The organism is Bifidobacterium sp. JNUCC 75, assembly GCF_054819865.1.
Window position 1 is genome coordinate 1,837,143 of the sequence record NZ_JBTHIF010000001.1, and the last position, 17,322, is coordinate 1,854,464.

The 17,322-nt window shown below is 61.9% G+C and carries 14 protein-coding genes and 1 tRNA gene; 10 read left to right on the plus strand and 5 right to left on the minus strand.

The features are described 5' to 3' along the window. Positions 1–32 precede the first annotated feature (32 nt). Entirely contained in the window at positions 33–998 is a 966-nt protein-coding gene (dapF, locus tag ACVWNW_RS07275) for a diaminopimelate epimerase (protein WP_454481994.1), read from the plus strand. Here the strand turns inward: dapF and ACVWNW_RS07280 are convergent, their stop codons facing one another. After that, complete coding sequence (locus ACVWNW_RS07280; RefSeq protein ID WP_454481996.1) at positions 999–1,631, minus strand: vitamin K epoxide reductase family protein; 633 nt, start codon at positions 1,629–1,631, stop codon at positions 999–1,001. It abuts the gene before it with no gap. Positions 1,632–1,702: 71 nt separating this feature from the next. On the opposite strand from ACVWNW_RS07280, the gene ACVWNW_RS07285 reads away from it, so the two are divergent. After that, positions 1,703–2,590 carry a PHP domain-containing protein gene (locus ACVWNW_RS07285; RefSeq protein WP_144176766.1) on the plus strand — a complete coding sequence of 296 codons (888 nt, stop codon included), beginning with the start codon at positions 1,703–1,705 and terminating at the stop codon, positions 2,588–2,590. 64 nt (positions 2,591–2,654) lie between these two features. Here ACVWNW_RS07285 and ACVWNW_RS07290 read toward each other — a convergent pair whose 3' ends face one another. Next, entirely contained in the window at positions 2,655–2,894 is a 240-nt protein-coding gene (locus ACVWNW_RS07290; protein ID WP_046322632.1) for a DUF3107 domain-containing protein, read from the minus strand. An 89-nt stretch (positions 2,895–2,983) separates the two neighbouring features. Then, positions 2,984–4,624, minus strand: a complete 1,641-nt coding sequence (locus ACVWNW_RS07295) for a phosphotransferase family protein (RefSeq protein WP_454481999.1) — start codon at positions 4,622–4,624, stop codon at positions 2,984–2,986. 104 nt (positions 4,625–4,728) lie between these two features. On the opposite strand from ACVWNW_RS07295, the gene ACVWNW_RS07300 reads away from it, so the two are divergent. After that, a complete protein-coding gene (locus ACVWNW_RS07300) occupies positions 4,729–6,219 on the plus strand; it encodes an ATP-dependent helicase (RefSeq protein WP_454482001.1) in 1,491 nt (496 codons plus the stop codon). Between the two features lie 25 nt (positions 6,220–6,244). On the opposite strand, the gene ACVWNW_RS07305 is transcribed toward ACVWNW_RS07300, so the two are convergent. Further along, positions 6,245–7,882, minus strand: a complete 1,638-nt coding sequence (locus ACVWNW_RS07305; protein WP_454482003.1) for a zinc-dependent metalloprotease — start codon at positions 7,880–7,882, stop codon at positions 6,245–6,247. A gap of 94 nt (positions 7,883–7,976) precedes the next feature. Here ACVWNW_RS07305 and ACVWNW_RS07310 point away from each other — a divergent pair, with 94 nt between their 5' ends. Continuing rightward, a complete protein-coding gene (locus tag ACVWNW_RS07310; RefSeq protein ID WP_141650048.1) occupies positions 7,977–8,843 on the plus strand; it encodes a S16 family serine protease in 867 nt (288 codons plus the stop codon). 51 nt (positions 8,844–8,894) lie between these two features. Beyond that, on the plus strand, positions 8,895–9,311 hold the full coding sequence (locus tag ACVWNW_RS07315) for a DUF3052 domain-containing protein (RefSeq protein WP_024627263.1): 417 nt from the start codon (positions 8,895–8,897) through the stop codon (positions 9,309–9,311). Between the two features lie 146 nt (positions 9,312–9,457). Here the strand turns inward: ACVWNW_RS07315 and ACVWNW_RS07320 are convergent, their stop codons facing one another. Then, positions 9,458–11,002 (minus strand): MDR family MFS transporter, encoded by a 1,545-nt coding sequence (locus tag ACVWNW_RS07320; RefSeq protein WP_198229588.1) that lies wholly within the window; start codon positions 11,000–11,002, stop codon positions 9,458–9,460. A gap of 120 nt (positions 11,003–11,122) precedes the next feature. Here ACVWNW_RS07320 and ACVWNW_RS07325 point away from each other — a divergent pair. The 5 genes from ACVWNW_RS07325 to ACVWNW_RS07345 all read left to right on the plus strand — a co-directional run bounded on the left by ACVWNW_RS07325 (position 11,123) and on the right by ACVWNW_RS07345 (position 17,320). Continuing rightward, positions 11,123–11,196 (plus strand) — tRNA-Val (locus tag ACVWNW_RS07325). A gap of 100 nt (positions 11,197–11,296) precedes the next feature. Then, on the plus strand, positions 11,297–13,069 hold the full coding sequence (locus ACVWNW_RS07330) for a DivIVA domain-containing protein (protein ID WP_052733284.1): 1,773 nt from the start codon (positions 11,297–11,299) through the stop codon (positions 13,067–13,069). Continuing rightward, entirely contained in the window at positions 13,066–14,340 is a 1,275-nt protein-coding gene (gene dxr / locus ACVWNW_RS07335; protein ID WP_248004213.1) for a 1-deoxy-D-xylulose-5-phosphate reductoisomerase, read from the plus strand. Before ACVWNW_RS07330 ends, dxr begins: the two co-directional genes overlap by 4 nt. Continuing rightward, the gene (gene ispG / locus ACVWNW_RS07340) at positions 14,337–15,566 is read left to right on the plus strand and encodes a flavodoxin-dependent (E)-4-hydroxy-3-methylbut-2-enyl-diphosphate synthase (RefSeq protein ID WP_176694635.1); all 1,230 of its coding nucleotides are present in this window, start codon (positions 14,337–14,339) and stop codon (positions 15,564–15,566) included. Before dxr ends, ispG begins: the two co-directional genes overlap by 4 nt. A gap of 101 nt (positions 15,567–15,667) precedes the next feature. Beyond that, positions 15,668–17,320 (plus strand): alpha/beta hydrolase family protein, encoded by a 1,653-nt coding sequence (locus ACVWNW_RS07345; protein WP_313840265.1) that lies wholly within the window; start codon positions 15,668–15,670, stop codon positions 17,318–17,320. Positions 17,321–17,322 lie beyond the last annotated feature (2 nt).

Genomic DNA, 17,322 nt, shown 5'->3' on the forward strand with positions numbered 1-17,322 from the left:
AGCCTGTCGCCGAAGGGCCGTACGCTACAAGCATGAGTATTCCCCGGACTGTTTACAAAATGCAAGCCACCGGCAACGATTTCGTGGTCTACGCCGATCCACGGGGGGATCTGGAACCTACAGCCGACCAGGTGCGATGGCTGTGTGACCGGCATTTCGGGGTTGGCGCCGACGGGGTGATTCGGCTGACCCACCCGGCCGATGTCAGTGACCTGGACCAGGAGCAGGTGGATGCCTGTGACCGTTTCGGCTGCCAATGGTTCATGGACTATCGCAATGCGGACGGTTCCTTGGCACAGATGTGCGGCAACGGGACGCGGGCCGTCACCCTCTTCGCCCAGAAGCAGGGGCTGACGCCGACCATGGAGGGATCATCTTTTCTGCTGGGGACCCGGGCCGGGGTCAAGCGGATTGTCTCGCGCAGTCCGATGAAGTGCAATGGCGAGCATGTCTTCAAGGTCAAGGTCGGAACTTGGCGGATGGGCCCGGTGGGGCAACAGCTGGTCGACGGCGAGGTCCTAAGAGGCTCGGCTCCTGGCACCTTGGTGGATATGGGCAATCCCCATGCAGTCGTTCTGGCCTCAGCCGCTGCCGAATTGGAGACCGAGGGACTGCCTGGGACCGTGACCGACCTGCTGTCCAGAGCTGATCTGCCTGACCTGGGCGATCTGGACCTGTCGGCTCCCCCGCGGGTCAGGCCCGGGCTGGCTGAGGGACAGAATGTGGAATTCCTGCGTCTGGATGCCTTGAATCCCGACGATGGCAACGGTCGGGCCAGCATGAGGGTCTATGAGCGTGGCGTAGGCGAGACCTTGTCCTGCGGGACCGGTTTGTGCGCCAGCGGAGTGCTGCTTCGAGCTTTGACCGGGGTCGATCACTGGACCATTCAGGTAGGTGGAGGCAGTCTGAAGGTGGACGTGGATCCGAAGGATGTGTGGCTGACAGGACCGGCCAGAATGGTGGCCCGTCTGACCCTGGAGTATATTCCCGGTTGCTGATCAGCCGAAGAGGGCGGATCCTTCCACGGCCAGAACAATGGTTGCCAGGGCGACCAGCCAAATCAGGTCGACCATCAGATCGAAGTGCCGCTGGTAGTAGGTCTGCAGCCATTTTGGCCTCTTGCGCGGCAGACCCTGCTGGACGACCGTGGCGTGACTGAAAGCCATGAACTGCAAGCTGGTGGCGAAGGTCATGACCAGGCACCAGGGGCAGAGGGCGTGGATGACGAAGAGCGACTGGGTGAACAGCCAGAGTGCATAGGCCAGGGCGGCAAGCGAGGCGAACCATGTTCCTGCCGCCAGCAGCGCCGGCATCTTGATCCGGCAGAGGCCTACTACGGCCAGCGTCAGGAAGACAGATTCGGCCATCAATCCTAGAAAGGCATTGGGGACCGGCAGGGTGCCCAGGCGAATCAGTTCGGCCTGGGGGGACTGGGCCACGGCAGAGCAGGAGACCACAGAGTTGATGTCACAGCTGAGCTGGCCCTGGGGGTGCCGTGCCAATTGCAGGGTTTCCGCTGACAGGACCAGGCTGGCATAGAGGGTTGCGAGCGAGGCCAAGGCGGCAATCAGATAGCTGAAGAAGGATCTGGCACCTTGTTGCAGTGATGTTGAAGAGGTCGGTTCGCTCATGGAGTCCATCACCTTAATGGTCGGGAAGGTTCTCTGGGACACTGAATCGTTCACGAGTTTAGGATGGAGGCATGACGCATGAGGATACTGCTAAGGCCTCCGGCTGGGATCTGCACTGCCACACCGTGTTCTCCGACGGCACGGTGACGCCCAGGGGGATGGTTGAGCAGGCGCAGCAGCTGGGTCTGGAAGGTCTGGCCATCACCGACCATGACACCAATGCGGGCTGGGATCAGGCTCGTAAGGCGGCCCACGACTTGGGGATGCCCCTGCTGCCTGGCACCGAAATCACCGCGCAGGATGGCCGCGTATCGGTTCACATGCTGGCCTATCTTTACGATCCTGAGGATCCGGTCATAGCCGGGCTCTTCGCCAAGACCAGGGAAGCCAGGCTGACCAGAACCAGGACTATGGTCGAACGGATTTCGCGGGATTATCCGATCACGTGGCAGGATGTGCTGGACCAGGTCAAGGAGGGATCAAAGACCACGGTGGGCCGTCCGCACATCGCCGATGCCCTGGTCAAAGCCGGTGTATATGCCGACCGGAGCCAGGCCTTCGCCGGGGTTTGCTCCTCCGGCAGCCCTTACTACCTGCCTACGCCTTCGCCGACCACCCACCAGGTGCTGGCAGCTGTAAACCATGCAGGCGGTGTCTTGGTCATTGCTCACCCCGGTGCTGTCAGCCGCAATCCTGTTCTGCTCTCCGACCAGCAGATTGCTGCATTGGCTAGGGAGGGGCTGGGAGGCCTGGAGGTCTGGCACCGGGACAATCCGCCCGAGCAGCGTCGACGACTGCTGGCTCTGGCCCAGCGCTGGGGGCTTCTGGTGACTGGAGGATCGGACTGGCATGGACAAGGCAAGCCCAATCGCATGGGGGAGAACAGCACCAGTGGCCAGGTGGTGGCCCAAATCGTGGACAGGGCCAAAGGAAGTTGTCCGGTGGCCTGGGAGGGTTAGCGAATACAGATCGAGGGCGGCCGGACCAGAAGGATACGGTCGCCCCCGTCAGGCGAGCACAACCTCAGTCGGAGGAGCCTCCCAGGACACCGAAGCCCACAGGATGGGTGGTGTCGGAACCGACCACTGCGTAGCCCAAGGACTCCTTGGGGACGATGATGTGCCGACCCTTGTCGTCCACCAGATCGATGGGTCCGCCCTCGTTCAGGGCCCGGGCGATGTGGGCCGCCACCTCGTCCGCCTTGGCGTTGGTGCTGAAGTTGACCGTGCGGGCCACATTCTTGATGCCAAATTCGATATCCATTGCTACCTCCAAGGTTTTTCTCCGTCGCCCAGACCTGCCGGTCCACGGATCTTCCGGTCTCATTATTCGCTGACCCGGGTGATTACGCTCTAAGCGTCCCCGTGATGCTCCTCCTGGGCAGAGCCGGTCTCCGGCGGCGATGCCGATGTCTGTCCCTCTGCAGTGAGTGTGGGAATCTGTTCGGGCAGGGGCTTTTTGGGAATGACGATGGTCTCGGCCTGATTGCTTGGAAGGGTCTGAGCTGACGATGCATCATGCGGTTGGGAAGCGTCCTCTCCCGCTTCAGTGGCATTCGAAGGCGGATTGTTCCCGGACGGGTCTGCGGACGGAACGCTCATTGCAGCCTGCGGTTTCGCTTCGCCATTTGTATCCTCGTCGTCGGTGACCGGATTGCCGATGCCGCGGAAGTGATCGCTCAGGCCTGATTCCTCTTCCTGGGGGACGGAAGCAACAGCTGGTGGCTCGGGTTGGGCGTCGGTGCCAAGGTCTGTGCTCTGGGCCTGCTTGGTGGGCTTATTCCTGGCATCGGAGTGGTCCATGACGGTCTGGGCCAGAGCCAGGTCAGCCATTTCCACCCTGTTGATGGCGATGGTGGCCGAGCTTTCATCCGACGTTTCTGTCGAGGCGGAGGCCGGCTCTGGCGTCGGATTCTCCTGTGGCTTGGTTGCAGAGGGGTCTTCAGCCTTATCGTCGCCCAACAGAGTGCCAACAGTGATGGTGGAGGGTGCGCCAGCGGGTGACGGACTTGGCGTCTGCTGCTGGCGACGGGCGCGCTGGTCCTGCTCATGATCGCCAAGCTGCTGAGCCAGGCGCTCAACTTGGGCCTTGAATTGGATGATCCGTTCGTTGTCTGCATGATCGAGAGCGGTGATGAACTCTCCCACCTGCTCCATTTGCAGCCAAAGATTGGCTCGGAGCATGATCAGGTCATCCAGCCGGGCCCCCATCATCCTGCCGTAGGCTGCAATGACGGCGTTGCGACGGGACCCGTCCAGCTTGGCGAAGATCCAGGCCAGATCACGAGCTGGATCGTTGACCTGCATGTTCTGCCAGCCGTAGACCCCGCTGAGTCCGGAGCCTGAATAGAGCAAATCGCCGTCGGAGAAGCCTCCGTGCACGGTGCAGGTTTCAAAGGACCAGAGTCCGTCGGTCGCCACAATGGAAGCCCATGAATCAGTGATTTCCTTGGGCACGTGGCCGTCCATGCGCAACCGTTTGATCCATCCGCGCAGTTGTGCTGCGATCTGGGCAGTGGAGAAGGCCGGATAGCCGTGGGTTTTCAGAAAATCAGGGCGCACCCGATGGATGGCGCCGATGGCTGTGCCTGCGGCGGTGCATTCGTTCATGGTCAGCAGGTGGAGGGGACGGATTCGGCCTGGGCAGTGGGTCATAACGGCAACAGCTGTGGTGCCGGTCGGACTGTCGGCCCTCTCGCCGGGCTGGTAGGCCAGGATGCGTTCGACCCGGAAGCCCATGGCCGCCATCTCCTTGGCATCGGCCAGGGCCTGAGCCGCCTTGACGCGAGCGGCCAGCCGGTGTTTGCCGGCTTCCGAACTGGTGGCCCAGACGTCGTAGACGTTGCCGGTCGCGTCCTGGACCACGGCACAATCCACGCCCTGTGCACGGTCCAGGCTGCTGAGCTGGTCGCAGTCCCGCGCGCCGGTCATGGGCACCTCGGGCATGGCGGCCGACGCCAGGGCGGCCAGGGTCAGCTTCGTTCGTTCACTCACACTCTCAAGGATAATACAAAGGACTGTTGTGGACGCGGTTGTCCACTTGACCACATGGGCACGCCGCCGCTGGTTCCGGTATTGGCCTTTGACACAATGGGGGTATGCATGAGGATGAGGAACGACTGCTGGAGGGTCTGGATCCCGCCCAGCGGCAGGCGGCTACCGTGCTTGACGGGCCTGTGCGGATCGTAGCAGGGGCCGGGGCTGGCAAGACCAGAACCATAACCCGGCGGATTGCCTATGCCTGCGCCAGCGGTAGCTGGGAGCCATCCAGAACCTTGGCAGTGACTTTTTCGGTCCGTGCTGCGGCCGAGATGCGTGATCGTTTGACCAAGCTTGGCGTGTCGTCCTCCCTGCAGGCGGCGACCTTCCATTCGGCGGCCCTGCACCAGCTCAGGCGCGTCTGGCCCCAGGTCAGTGAGACCTACCCTCCCGATCTGATTGAAGATGTGGGTCCCCTGGTGTCCTCCGCCTACCAGCGAGTCTGCGGGCAGGAGGCCGACCCGGGCCAGGTCAGGGACCTGACTGCGGAGATCAACTGGGCCAAGGTGGGGCTGATCGCCCCCCAGGACTATGTTCGGGTCTGCTCGGCCAGTCACCGCCTGCCGCCGGCCGGTCTGGAGGCTGATCGGATGGCCGACTTATACACGGTCTTCGAGAGCTCCAAGGCCGCCCACAACCAGATGGACTTCAACGATATTCTCCTGCTGGTTTGCCACATTTTGGAAGATGATGGCCAGGCTGCTGCAGATATACGAAACCTAATCGGCTGGCTGACCGTGGACGAGTACCAGGATGTCTCGCCCCTGCAGCACCGGCTGCTCAAACTCTGGCTGAACGGCAGGCAGAACCTGTGCGTGGTGGGGGACCCGGCCCAGACCATCTACTCATTCGCGGGGGCCACCTCCTATTACCTGCTGAACTTCCCCCAGGAATTCCCGAGCATTAAGGCTGACCTGGACTTGTCCACCGACTATCGGTCCACGGGAAGGGTTGTCCATTACGCCAACGGCATTCTGGCGCGTTCCCCGGTGCGTGGCGACTATCTGAAGCTGACCTCAGCCCGTCAGGAGGGCAGCCGGGTCGTGATGACCCGTTATGAGGACGATGGTGATGAGGCTGGAGCCGTCGCCTCTCGTATATCTTCAATGATTCGGAAGGGGGCCCGGCCCGGCCAGTTTGCAATCCTGACGCGGATCAACGCCCAGCAGACCCTGATCTGCCGCGCCCTGCACGAACGTGGAATCGGCTACCGGGTGCGCACGGAGTCAGGCTGGCAGAACCAGTCGGTCGATCTGAGCAAGCAGGAGGTGCTGGAGCAGCTGGAGGGTGGCATGGGCCAGGGGAGGGTCACGGTCTCCACCATTCATGCCGCCAAAGGATTGGAGTTCGCCCATGTCTTCATCGTGGGCTGTGCCGAGGGGCTGATTCCCTTTGGCTCACCGCCGGAAGGGGATGCCCTGGAGGAGGAGCGTCGCCTCATGTATGTAGGGGTGACCCGGGCCGAGGACACTCTCCACCTTTCCTACGCGGAGCACAAGGACGGCAGCGCCTTCGTCCGACGCGCCCCAAGCCGGTTCATTCACCACTGAGCGCTACCGATTCGGCCCCCGGAACTCAGGCTTGGTTGCTGTCTGAATCGCCTCTGTCTGGGTCATCCTGGTCGGTATTGCCGTTGTCGGTGTCCTTGGAATCCTTGCCGGCACTCTTTTGGTTGCCCGGGACCTCATGGTCCGAAGGTTCCTGATCATTTGAAATGTCGGAATCAGAAGCTTCGGAGTTGGCGGAAGCGGTCGAATCGGCAGAGGAATCTTTCTCCTCGGCATTCAATAGCTTGTCCAGCTCGGCATCCCAGTCCACCGAGGTGGCGGAAGTGGCGGTTTTCTGCTCGGATTGCCCGTCTGCAGAGATCGAAGTCCGACCTTGGCCGCCTTCATCCTTGACAGGCAGGGAGGGCAGTAGATCAGGATGGGACCAATGGCTGTCACGGCCCTGGACTCCCTCCTCGGTGGTGATGCGTTCCCAGAGGTCGGCGGCCTCACGTAGCTGCTTGGGGTGAAGATGCAGGCCCAGCAGGGACTCGAAGGTCTGTTCGGCCGGTCCGCCCACGGCGCGCTCGCGTCGGGTCATCTCCCGCAGCTGTTCCAAATGGGGCAGGTGGGCCATACCGGCGTTCCAGACCACGCAATCTACCCAGCCGTCGACTAGTGCCAGCAGGTCGCCCAGGCTGTGCAGGGCCTCCTTCTGCTCAGGGGTGTCCTCGATGCCGACATTGCTGAGATTGATGGCGCCAGCGATGGATTCGGGGTTGATTTGCTCAGCATCGCGCAGCTGGTCCTCCACAGCGTCCAGGTCGATGGAGACTCCACGGGCGTACTTGCCAATCAGGGCCTCGAAGCGTGGCATCAGCCAGGGGACGGCGGCGTAGAGCCGGGCATGGGCGGCTTCCTTAAGGGCCATGTAGCGGGTGACCTCGTCCAGATCCAGCTCCAGGGATTTGGCGTAGACCTTGATGTTCTGCGGTATGAGGGCTCCAGCAGGGTTCTTCAGTAGCGGGATGCCCTGGTCGAATCCTCCGCGGACCTCCTTGGCCAGCTCGCCAGCGGCCTGCCCCAGCTGCATGGCGAATGAGGTGTTCCCCAGCAGCCTCATCAGCGTGGTCGGATCCTTGAGGTTGTCGGGAAGGGGGATGGGCACAGGTCCAGCGAACATTCCTGAAATCTCGCCTTGGTCGAAGCCATGGAAGCGTTGGCTTATGACGGAGGTCAAGGCCTCGCTGACCGCCTGGGCCACTGGCGAGGCGAACTGAACCCAGGCGTCTATGCTGCCCTCGATCCATCCGGCACGGGTCAGGGCTTCGGTTTGGCCTGGGGCGGGGTCAAAGGCACAGACGGTGTCTAGCCAAAGGTTGGCTTCGCTCATGACTCGGGCCACCCGGTCGCTGTCCTCGGCTGTGACAGTGGTGTCAGACTGGTCGGCCCGGGTGCGCCCCAAGGCGATGTTCTTGGCCAGTGCAACGTTGATGGGCCCCTGGTCGGCCTGGGCCTGCATGTCGGCCGGGGTATTCAGCCCTCCGGCAGTAAAGGCTTGGATCAGGGCCTGGACCTCGGCGGGTTTGGGCAGCTGATCGGCTCCCTGGGCCGCCATCTGGGAGCGGATGGACTCAGGCAGTTGAGAGAACTGACTCCAGGCCAGCTCGCCCTGCACCGGGCCGAAGCACTCGATGAGCCATTGGTGGATTGCATTCTCGTCCATTGCTTTGTTTCCAGTCCTCGCCAAGGCAGGTCGTCCGCCATCAAGGTTGGCGCCTGCCGGGATTATCGTCTTCATCAACCATAATATTGGAGCTATGACACTTCCGCACGGGAAATCGGATCACTGCGCCACAGGCGCACCCGAAAGGCGAATCGGGACGCTTGGCGGACCCACCCGGAAAATGCTGGTCGGCGGTCTTTTGATCATTTTGGCCCTCTTGGTGCTTTTCCTCCCCTCGCCTTATACCATCGAGACACCGGGCCCTACCCAGGATGTGCTGGGAAGTTCAAAAGGCTCACCGGTCATCAAGGTGAAAGGCGGGCAGGTCCACCATGACAAGGGCCGCTTGCTGATGACCACGGTCAATGCCCGCGGAATCCCCGGCTACCCGGCCTCCAATCTGGATGCCCTGGTGGGCTGGGCCGACCCCCACGCGACGGTTCTTCCACAGGAGGCCGTGGTGCCTCCCGGGCAGAGCGTTGAGGAGTACAAGCGCCAGGAGCAGGGCGACATGCACGGCTCCCAGAAAGCCGCCTCGGCCCAGGCCCTGGCCTTTCTCAAGGCTCGTGGGTATGACGTGTCAGGCCTGCAGTTCAGCATGAGAGTGGCCGACATCGGCGGTCCCTCGGCGGGGCTCATGTATACCCTGGGGGCCATCGACAAGATCACCCCTGAGCAGGAAACCGGCGGTTTGACCATCGCCGGAACCGGCACTATTAACCAAAAGGGACAGGTCGGTGCTATCGGCGGCATCCAGCTGAAGATGCTGGGCGCCAAGCGGGACGGCGCCACCTGGTTCCTGGCCCCGGCGGCCAACTGCTCACAGGTGGCAGGCCATGTGCCACAGGGGCTGCGTGATGTGCGGGTGTCCACCTTGGACGAGGCTTACAAGGCCCTGGTGGCCATCGGCCATGGCCAGGGGGAGGGGCTGCCCCACTGCACGGCCACCAAGGGCAAATAAGACAAGGCCGGTCCAATTGGTGAATTCCGGCAGTGTTGTTATGCTGAAACCGTGGCTGAGACTACAACCTATACAGCGGAAGAGTTCGGGTTTCATCCCGGCGATATTGTTCAGGAATGGATGTGGGACGACGATGTCGACGACGGGATTCGGACCAGGATCGAGGATCTGACCGGCGAAGAGCTGGTGGATGAGGACTATGACGCAGCCGTGGATGGGGTCATCATCTGGTGGCGGGACGGCGATGCCGAGGACGATCTGGCGGACACCATAATGGATGCCTCGGCCATGGTCAACAAGGGCGCGCCTTTCTGGGTGCTGACCCCGAAACCAGGCAGACCTGGGGCATCGGCGCCGGGGGTCGTCTCCAATGCGGCCAAGACGGCGGGCATGAACGCCTTAATGCCTACCACCGTCAGCAAGGATTGGAACGCCACTCAGCTGCGGGCCTTCGGTAAGGGCAAGTAAAACTTCTGGCTGTTCCGAGGCTTACGGCAGTCAGACATATTGCATAAGCGCCAATGAACGAGGTGGTGGGCATCGGTTGAGCCCGATGCCCACCACCTCGTTTTCATCATGAGAAATTCCCGAAGGAATCCGGACGGCCAATGGAATTACTGCTTGTCCTTCTTGGCAACGGCAGGAGCCACCGTCGTGGCCTTGTTCTGATATTCGGCCAGCAGGGTCCGCGAGCGTATGTCGCAGAGGTTGGCCACCAGAGCCATGAGCAGGATGATCAGGCCCACTAGGAAGATCCAATGCAAACCGTTGAAGACGATGGTGCGGGCTGGGCCAAGCAGGCGGGAGGGGATGCTCCCTGCCGTAGCCGGGTTGATCATGCTGTTCATCATGTCCTCAGTCAGTCCCTTATGCTGAGGCACCTCGCGAGCAATTACCGTGTTCATGACGATGCCGAAGATGGAGACCATCAGGGTTTGCCCCAGGGAACGGGCCAGGGTGTTGAAGCTGGTCGAGGCGCCTACGTCGCCTGCGGGCACCACGCTCTGGGCGGTGATGGTTGATGTGGTGATGGTTAGGCCGAAGCCGAAGCCGACCACGGCCGAGATGATCAGAAAGACCCAGTAGGCGGTGGCCTGGGGAACGGCTATGTAGCAGATGCAGGCCGTCAGGATGAAGGCCAGGCCGATGTTGGTGGCCCGGTGTGGCGGATGGTGCATGGTCAGCGGTCCAGCAAGGTAGGCGCCCAGGAGCCAGAGAATGGAGGATGGAGTGACCACAAAGCCGCCCAGGGAGGGGTTCATCCCCAGCACGGATTGCATCCAGATGGGCATGTAGGTGTCGAAGCCCATGAGGAATCCGGCCACCAGGAGCATGCAGATGTTCTGGATGACGAAGGTCCTGATGCGGAAGAGTCGCAGAGGCAGGATGGGATCCTCCTGGTGGCCCTCCACATGAAGAAGCAGGGCAAAGGTGACCACGGTGGCCGCAGCCAGGATCAGGGTGATGCGCGCATCGCCCGCCGAACCCAGGCTCTGCAGGCAGAGCATGAGACAGATCAGGCAGATGCTGAGCAGTCCGATGCCCATGTAGTCGACGCGGGTTTCACGCGCCTGGATATGCTCGCTCAGGAAGAGCTGAATCATGATGATGACCAGCAGTCCGATGGGCACATTGATGGCGAAGACCCAGTGCCAGCTTATCTGCTGGACGATGAAGCCTCCCAGCAGAGGGGCGATGATGGAGGCGATGCCCCAAGCCGAGCCGTTCAGGCCGATCATGCCCGCCCGCTTGTCCAGTGGATAGATGTCGGCCAGAACCGTGTAGGTCAGCGGCTGGATGGCACCTGCCCCCAGGCCCTGCAGAAAACGGGCGCCGATCAGCTGGGGCATGGACTGGGACAGGGCACACAGGGTGGACCCGATGACGAAGACCAGCAGGCCGATGGTCAGCAGCGGTTTGCGGCCAAAGCGGTCTGAAAGCTTGCCGTAGATGGGCGTGGTAACCGCCGTCATGAGCAGATAGATGGAGTAGACCCAGTTCATGATGGACAGCCCATGCAGGTCCCCGATGATGGTGGGCATGGCGGTGGAGACGATGGTCCCCTCGATAGCCGTCATAAAGGTGGCAATGAAGACCGCCACCGTCACCAGGGTGCGATTGGTCTTCCTGCCACTGCCTGTATCGACTGTCTGTGACAATCCGAACCCCCTGTCGTATGGTGTGTTGCTCTTGTTTGCGGACAATGGCCGCGAATTCCTAGTGGATTATAGCCGCACCGTGCGGCCTTGTCACCGTGTATTCTGGTAAGGTAGTGTGCTGGTCCCGTGGCTCAGTTGGTTAGAGCGCCACCTTTACACGGTGGATGTCCCCGGTTCGAGTCCGGGCGGGACCACAGGGGTCATTAGGGGGCGTGCCCGAAGTCGAGTCTTAACGCTCACGTAGAATCGATGCACGACGATCGTTGACAAGAAAGGTCAGGAGGTCGATGCCTGATGTCAGCTAAGCCTGATGCCCGTGGAACCGAGGCGACCATCGCGCGCTCGGGCAAGCGCAAGTGGGGATATGACACCAAGCAGGTGGATGCCTTCCTGGAGCGGGCGCACTCACTTTATGAGAGCCAGGACCCTGATTTGACCCAGGAGGAGATAGCCAATGCCTCCTTTGACCTGTGCAAGAACGGCTATATCATCACCCAGGTAGATGCTGCCCTCTCCCGACTGGAGAGGGTGATTTCCGACAGGCAGACCAGTCTGGAGATAGCCCGGGTGGGCGTGGATGGTTGGACGACCAGGATGGTCAGTCTGCAATCAGAGCTGACCGCTCATGCCGGCAGACCCTCGGGCAGCGTTTTCAAGCGCGGGGATGCTGGTATGCCCTCATACGACTGCAGGCAGGTGGAGCGGCTGATCGAGCAGGTTCTCAACAAGACTTCTGACCAGCTCAACCTGCAGGAGGGTCGGAAGACGGACTCGGGCAAGTCGAAGAACACCGACATCACGGCTGACCGCGTCTCCAATGTCATCTTCACTCAGCGGCGAGGGTCCAAGGGTTATGACGAGCGTCAGGTGGACTTCTTCCTGGCCAAGGCAGTTGAGCTCCTGGAGCAGCTTGAGTCCTTTGCGCGGGTTAGCGAAAAGGCAAAGAGAGCCAGCGAGAGTTCGACGGCGCCCGCTGCTGTTCCTGCGCAGCCGCGGCTTCCGGTCCAGGACTCTTCATCTTCCGGCGTTCAGCCGCTGATCGGACAGAGCCAGGCACCGGCATGGAGCACTCCCAGTGCCTCCGCTCTTGCGGGTGACCAGAGCAGTCAGGATGATTTCGCTCAACTGCACCAGGCAGAGCGGGCCATCTTCGAGGCTCCGGCCGCCAGCACGAAGACGACACCTACGACGCCGACGGCGCAGCCCAACAGTTCTCTGAGTGCTCTGGCTTCGGCGGTCAACCAGCGGCTTGCCCAGGAAGGCGCTGGGGCAGCCGTAGGTGCTGGCGCCACAGCTGTCGGTGCAACGGGTGTTGATACACCATCTTCGGCAGCGGCGGCGGCAGCTCCTGCCTCTTCTTCTGCGAGGTCGGCCTCATCGTCCGGATTCAGCGGTGGATCTGCTATTGCCCCTGCCAATCCCGCAGTCTCCGGTCAACAGGAATCGGTCATGCCCGCTTCGGTGCCGCCAGCGGCTACAGACCCGGCATCTGCACCAGCCCGTACCACTCCTGCGGCACCTGCGTCGGCTGTACAATCAGTGCCGTTCAGCTCTGCGGCACCTTCTTCCTCTTCTCCCGCACTGCAGACTCCAGAGCCGACGGTATTCCACCAGACCGAATCGGCACCTGTCGCTTCCGCCCCCTCCACCTCGGCTGGGACTGCGTTCGTCCCCTCCGCAAGGCCAGAATCGCCAGCGTCTGCCTCGGCAGGTGCTGACGCTGCCGCTTCGTCTACACCAGGTGCCGCCTCGGTTATCTCTTCGCCATTCGTCGATGGCCATCTGGGCGCGGGCGGACCCTTGGGCAGTTATGAGGAACCGGCACCAGCAGCGCCTGAGACCCGTGAACGTCCCTGGGCAGAAACAGCCGGAAGCAGCACAGATACGCCCGACTGGGCCAAGCCCCGGTATTCGCAAAACACGCGTGGGAATAAACAGGACCAAGATCCGGATTCTTATCTGGCCTCCCTGCTCAATCAGGATCTGCCCAAGATGGATCTGGACATCCCCGATATTTCTTTCCCCGCCTTCGGTGACGAGGGAGAGCAGGATAAAGGCGGTCGATGAGTCATCTTGCAGTGATGAGTGAAGGTAGGCAGGCCGATTTGTTGGCCGGTAGTGAACGCACCTTGGCAGATTGGTCGCCCAGGGATGATGACCAGGAGCCTCGTAGCCTGGTCATCCTGGGATCCACAGGGTCCATCGGCACGCAGGCTCTGGATCTAATAAGTCGTCATAGGGATCGGTTCCAGGTGACTGGATTGGCCGCTGGCGGCGCGCATGTCGAGCTTCTGGCCCGCCAGGCCCGCGATTTTGGCGTGACTCGTCTGGCTCTGGCCGACAAGGCCCAGGTTCCGGCTCTGCAGCAGGCTCTCGAAGCCATTGGATTGACTGGCATCCAGGTGGAGGCAGGCATGGAGGCGGTTCAGGCTCTGGCCGGTTCCGGCAGTGATCTGGTCCTCAACGGCATCACTGGATCTGTCGGTCTGCGTCCATCCATTGCGGCCCTGCAGGCCGGATCCCAACTGGCTCTGGCCAACAAGGAGTCCGTGGTGGCCGGAGGCCATCTGCTCTTTGACGCCGAGATACGGCCGGGCCAGATCAACCCGGTCGACTCCGAGCATTCGGCCATCTGGCAATCCCTGCGTTCGGGGCAGCATGGAGAGGTGGCCCGTCTGGTGGTCACTGCCTCAGGAGGTCCCTTCCGGGGTTGGAGTCGTCAAGCCATGCGTGAGGTCACCCCTGAACAGGCCTTGAACCATCCGACCTGGTCCATGGGTCCGGTGGTCACCATCAACTCCTCCACCATGGTCAACAAGGGTCTGGAGGTCATCGAGGCCAGCAGGCTCTTCCGCATCGAGCCCGAGCGGATCACCGTGGTGGTCCACCCCCAGTCCGTGGTCCACTCCATGGTCCAGTTCCAGGACGGGGCCACCATAAGCCAGGCCTCGCCTCCTGACATGCGTCTGCCCATTGCCTTGGGCCTGTCGGCGCCCGCCCGTCTTGACAATGTGGCTGCGGCTTGCGACTGGTCCAAGGCCAGCACTTGGACTTTCGAGCCGCTGGATGACGAGGCCTTCCCGGCGGTAAACCTGGCCAGGCGGGCTCTGGGAAGCTGCGAGCCCATGACTGCGGTCTTCAATGCCGCCAACGAGCAGGCGGTCCGGGCCTTCCTGAATCATCAGCTGCCTTACCTGGACATCGTCAAAACCATTCGTTCTGTCATGGACGCCATGGAAACGCATCTTCCGGGAACATTCACATCCGTGGAGGTAATGGAGCAAGTCGAGCATGAGGCACGCCAAAGGGCCGATGCTTTGATAGACATGACAGCGTGAGTAGCATTCTCAAGACCGAACAGTCAACATCTTCCCAAGGGTTCCGCAAGACAGGCGAGCAGGCCATCAGTCAGACTCCGCTGCATCCTCGTCGCCGTTCCCGTCGGATCATGGTGGGGCCTGTGCCGGTCGGCGGGGGTGCCCCAATTTCGGTGCAGTCCATGACCAACACGGTCACCGCTGACATCAATGCGACCTTGCAGCAGATCGCCGAGTTGGCCGCCGCCGGCTGCGATATCGTACGAGTGGCCGTGCCCAGTCAGGATGATGCCGACGCGCTTCCCATCATTGCGAAGAAGTCGCCCATCCCGGTCATCGCCGACATTCACTTCCAGAGCAAGTACGTTTTCCAGGCCATCGACGCGGGCTGCGCAGCCGTCAGGGTCAACCCGGGCAACATCCGCAAGTTCGACCAGGTCGGTCCAGATATCTGCAAGGCTGCTACGGATGCGGGCATCTCCCTGCGCATCGGAGTCAACGCCGGCAGCCTCGACAAGGACATCTACGCCCGCTACGGCGGCCCCACCCCTGAGGCCCTGGTGGCCTCGGCCTTGAAAGAGGCCCACATGTTCGAGGACGTGGGCTTCCACGACTTCAAGATCTCCGTCAAGCACCACGATCCCGTTACCACGGTCCAGACCTACAGGCTCCTGGCATCCAAGGGCGACTGGCCCCTGCACCTGGGCGTGACCGAGGCCGGACCATCCTGGCAGGGGACCATCAAATCCTGCCTGGCCTTCGGCGCGCTCCTGGCTGAGGGCATCGGCGACACCATCCGGGTATCCCTGTCCGCACCGCCTGTGGAAGAGGTCAAGGTGGGCTGCAAGATTCTGGAATATCTGGGGCTGCGCCAGCGCCATTTCGACATCATCTCCTGCCCCTCCTGCGGCAGGGCCCAGGTGGATGTGATCGAGCTGGCCAAGGAAGTGACCGAGGGTCTCAAGGACATCACCGCCCCCATCCGGGTGGCTGTCATGGGTTGCATCGTCAACGGCCCAGGTGAAGCCAGGGAGGCTGACCTTGGGGTGGCTTCGGGCAACGGCAAGGGCCAGATCATCATCAAGGGCAAGGTGGTTCAGACAGTGCCTGAGGATCAGATCGTCCCCACCCTGCTGGAACGGGCCAAGGAAATCGCTGCCCAGATGGATGCCAAGGCGGCGGTCCAGGGTGAAACCCTGCCGGAGGTAGGTCCCATGGTGGTTCCGGTCACCGGCCGTGCCAGCTGAGCGCGTAAGCACCATCCTCGCCACCGGTTACAATGGCCGTCGTGTCCCAAGAGGTTGAGCGTTCCCTCCCCGCGATCCGGTGGAGCAGGGTCAGGCGGCTGATGACCAGTCTGCCTGTCTTCGTCATCCTCATGGGTCTGCTGGCCTCTGTCTCCCACCTGACCGCCGTCCCCTGGAAATACGAACCAGTGGATCAGAATTTTCCCACGCTGACGCCGGACACCGCGGTCACCTTCGACTGGCCTGCCGGGGTTGCCAGGGATACCGTGGGGCAGTATCAGGTCGAATCCCGCCACCAGGAAATGAGCGTGGAGAGGCCTGCCACAGGTGAGCACCAACGCATCCGAATATTGATTCGCACTCCTCAGGGGGCTTCAGGCCATAGGCCGGCTGTAGTTTTCATGCATGGCGCCGGTTACGGCACCTGCGATAACTCCTTCGGAGACGTAGCCCGGACCCTGGCCTCTGCTGGCTTCGTCACCGCCGTGCTGGACAAGCCGGTCTGGTCTACGACGGATGCTGATCGGGATTATCCAGCCTCAGCCAGGGCCTACGAGCGGGTTGCCAATCTGCTGCGCGACCGGGATGATGTGGATGCATCCAAGGTAGGCATATATGCCACCAGCGAGAGCACTTGGATCGCCGCCATGTTGCTGACCATGGATCACAGGATCGCCTTCCAGATCCTGCTGAGTCCCATGGTCTATTCACCACGGCATGCTATGGGCTTCTTCGTGGCCCAGGACTTTGCAATTGCCGGGGCCAACCAGGGCTATCAGTCGGTGGTCCGTCGGCTCTTCAGCACTGATGCCACCCTCTTGGGCCTGAACAATCTGGACATAGACCCTACCGACCGCTACACCTATGCCATTCCCACCCTGCTGGCCTACGGGGCCAAGGATGTCATGACTGCCCAGGTTGAAGGGGTGCAACGCGTGCTTTCCCAGGCCCACGCCTCTGGCAATGAGAACGTAACTGTGCGGTCCTACCCCGTCTCCAACCATGTGCTGCGGCTGGGGGATGAGGCCCAGACCGGCACGCCCCTAGCCGACCACTACCAGCAGGACATGATTGACTGGGCGGTGGGTCAGGTCCATGGCCTGCATCAGACCAGTCCCAGTGTGGGTGGGGCCACCATCCACCAGTCCATTGCCGTGCCTACTGACCTGCGGGGGCGGCGTTCGCTGACCATCTATATGCTGGTCCTGCATATGCTGACCCTGGTTCTTTTGCTGGCGGCCCTGGTCATGGCAGCGGTGGCAGGTCTGATGAAATTGTTCCGTCTGCGCCGACGCAAGGACCCGGTTCTGGGTTTCAGCCATGGTTTCGGCGGCACCTTGGTCACCATCACTGGTACCACCCTAGCTACCCTGGTCCTTTTCGGAGCTGGTCTGGGTCAGGTCATCATGGCCGTGGTACGCCTGGGCTGGGGTGGCGTGCCCGACCAGGCGGGGGTCAGCTACTGGAGCTGGCCGGTCATCCAGGTGGTCTGCGCACTGGTCATCTGGGCCTGGTCGCGCACCTTCGCCCGTATGGTTGAAGTAGCCTCCCTGAGGGGACTGAACCGGCTGCCCGACCAGGTCCGCACAAGCAAGGCTGGCGGCCCCACTTTGCGCCAGCAGATGCGCAACCTGGATCCCAGGCCTGTTTTGGCTTCCACCCGCTTCGGCGTTGCCCTCTTCGTCGTCACCACTCTGGCCATGTTCGGAGTCCTGCTGATCTTTGCTTTCTGGGGCCTGTTCATCTACCAATGAAA

Excerpts from the sequence above, each read along its gene's own strand:
- ACVWNW_RS07310 (WP_141650048.1), top strand. The coding sequence starts at position 7,977 with ATGACACTTCCGCACGGGAAATCGGATCACTGCGCCACAGGCGCACCC.
- ACVWNW_RS07300 (WP_454482001.1), top strand. The coding sequence starts at position 4,729 with ATGCATGAGGATGAGGAACGACTGCTGGAGGGTCTGGATCCCGCCCAG.
- ACVWNW_RS07280 (WP_454481996.1), bottom strand. The coding sequence starts at position 1,631 with ATGAGCGAACCGACCTCTTCAACATCACTGCAACAAGGTGCCAGATCC.
- dxr (WP_248004213.1), top strand. The coding sequence starts at position 13,066 with ATGAGTCATCTTGCAGTGATGAGTGAAGGTAGGCAGGCCGATTTGTTG.
- ACVWNW_RS07290 (WP_046322632.1), bottom strand. The coding sequence starts at position 2,894 with ATGGATATCGAATTTGGCATCAAGAATGTGGCCCGCACGGTCAACTTC.
- dapF (WP_454481994.1), top strand. The coding sequence starts at position 33 with ATGAGTATTCCCCGGACTGTTTACAAAATGCAAGCCACCGGCAACGAT.
- ACVWNW_RS07345 (WP_313840265.1), top strand. The coding sequence starts at position 15,668 with ATGACCAGTCTGCCTGTCTTCGTCATCCTCATGGGTCTGCTGGCCTCT.
- ACVWNW_RS07305 (WP_454482003.1), bottom strand. The coding sequence starts at position 7,882 with ATGGACGAGAATGCAATCCACCAATGGCTCATCGAGTGCTTCGGCCCG.
- ACVWNW_RS07330 (WP_052733284.1), top strand. The coding sequence starts at position 11,297 with ATGTCAGCTAAGCCTGATGCCCGTGGAACCGAGGCGACCATCGCGCGC.
- ACVWNW_RS07285 (WP_144176766.1), top strand. The coding sequence starts at position 1,703 with ATGACGCATGAGGATACTGCTAAGGCCTCCGGCTGGGATCTGCACTGC.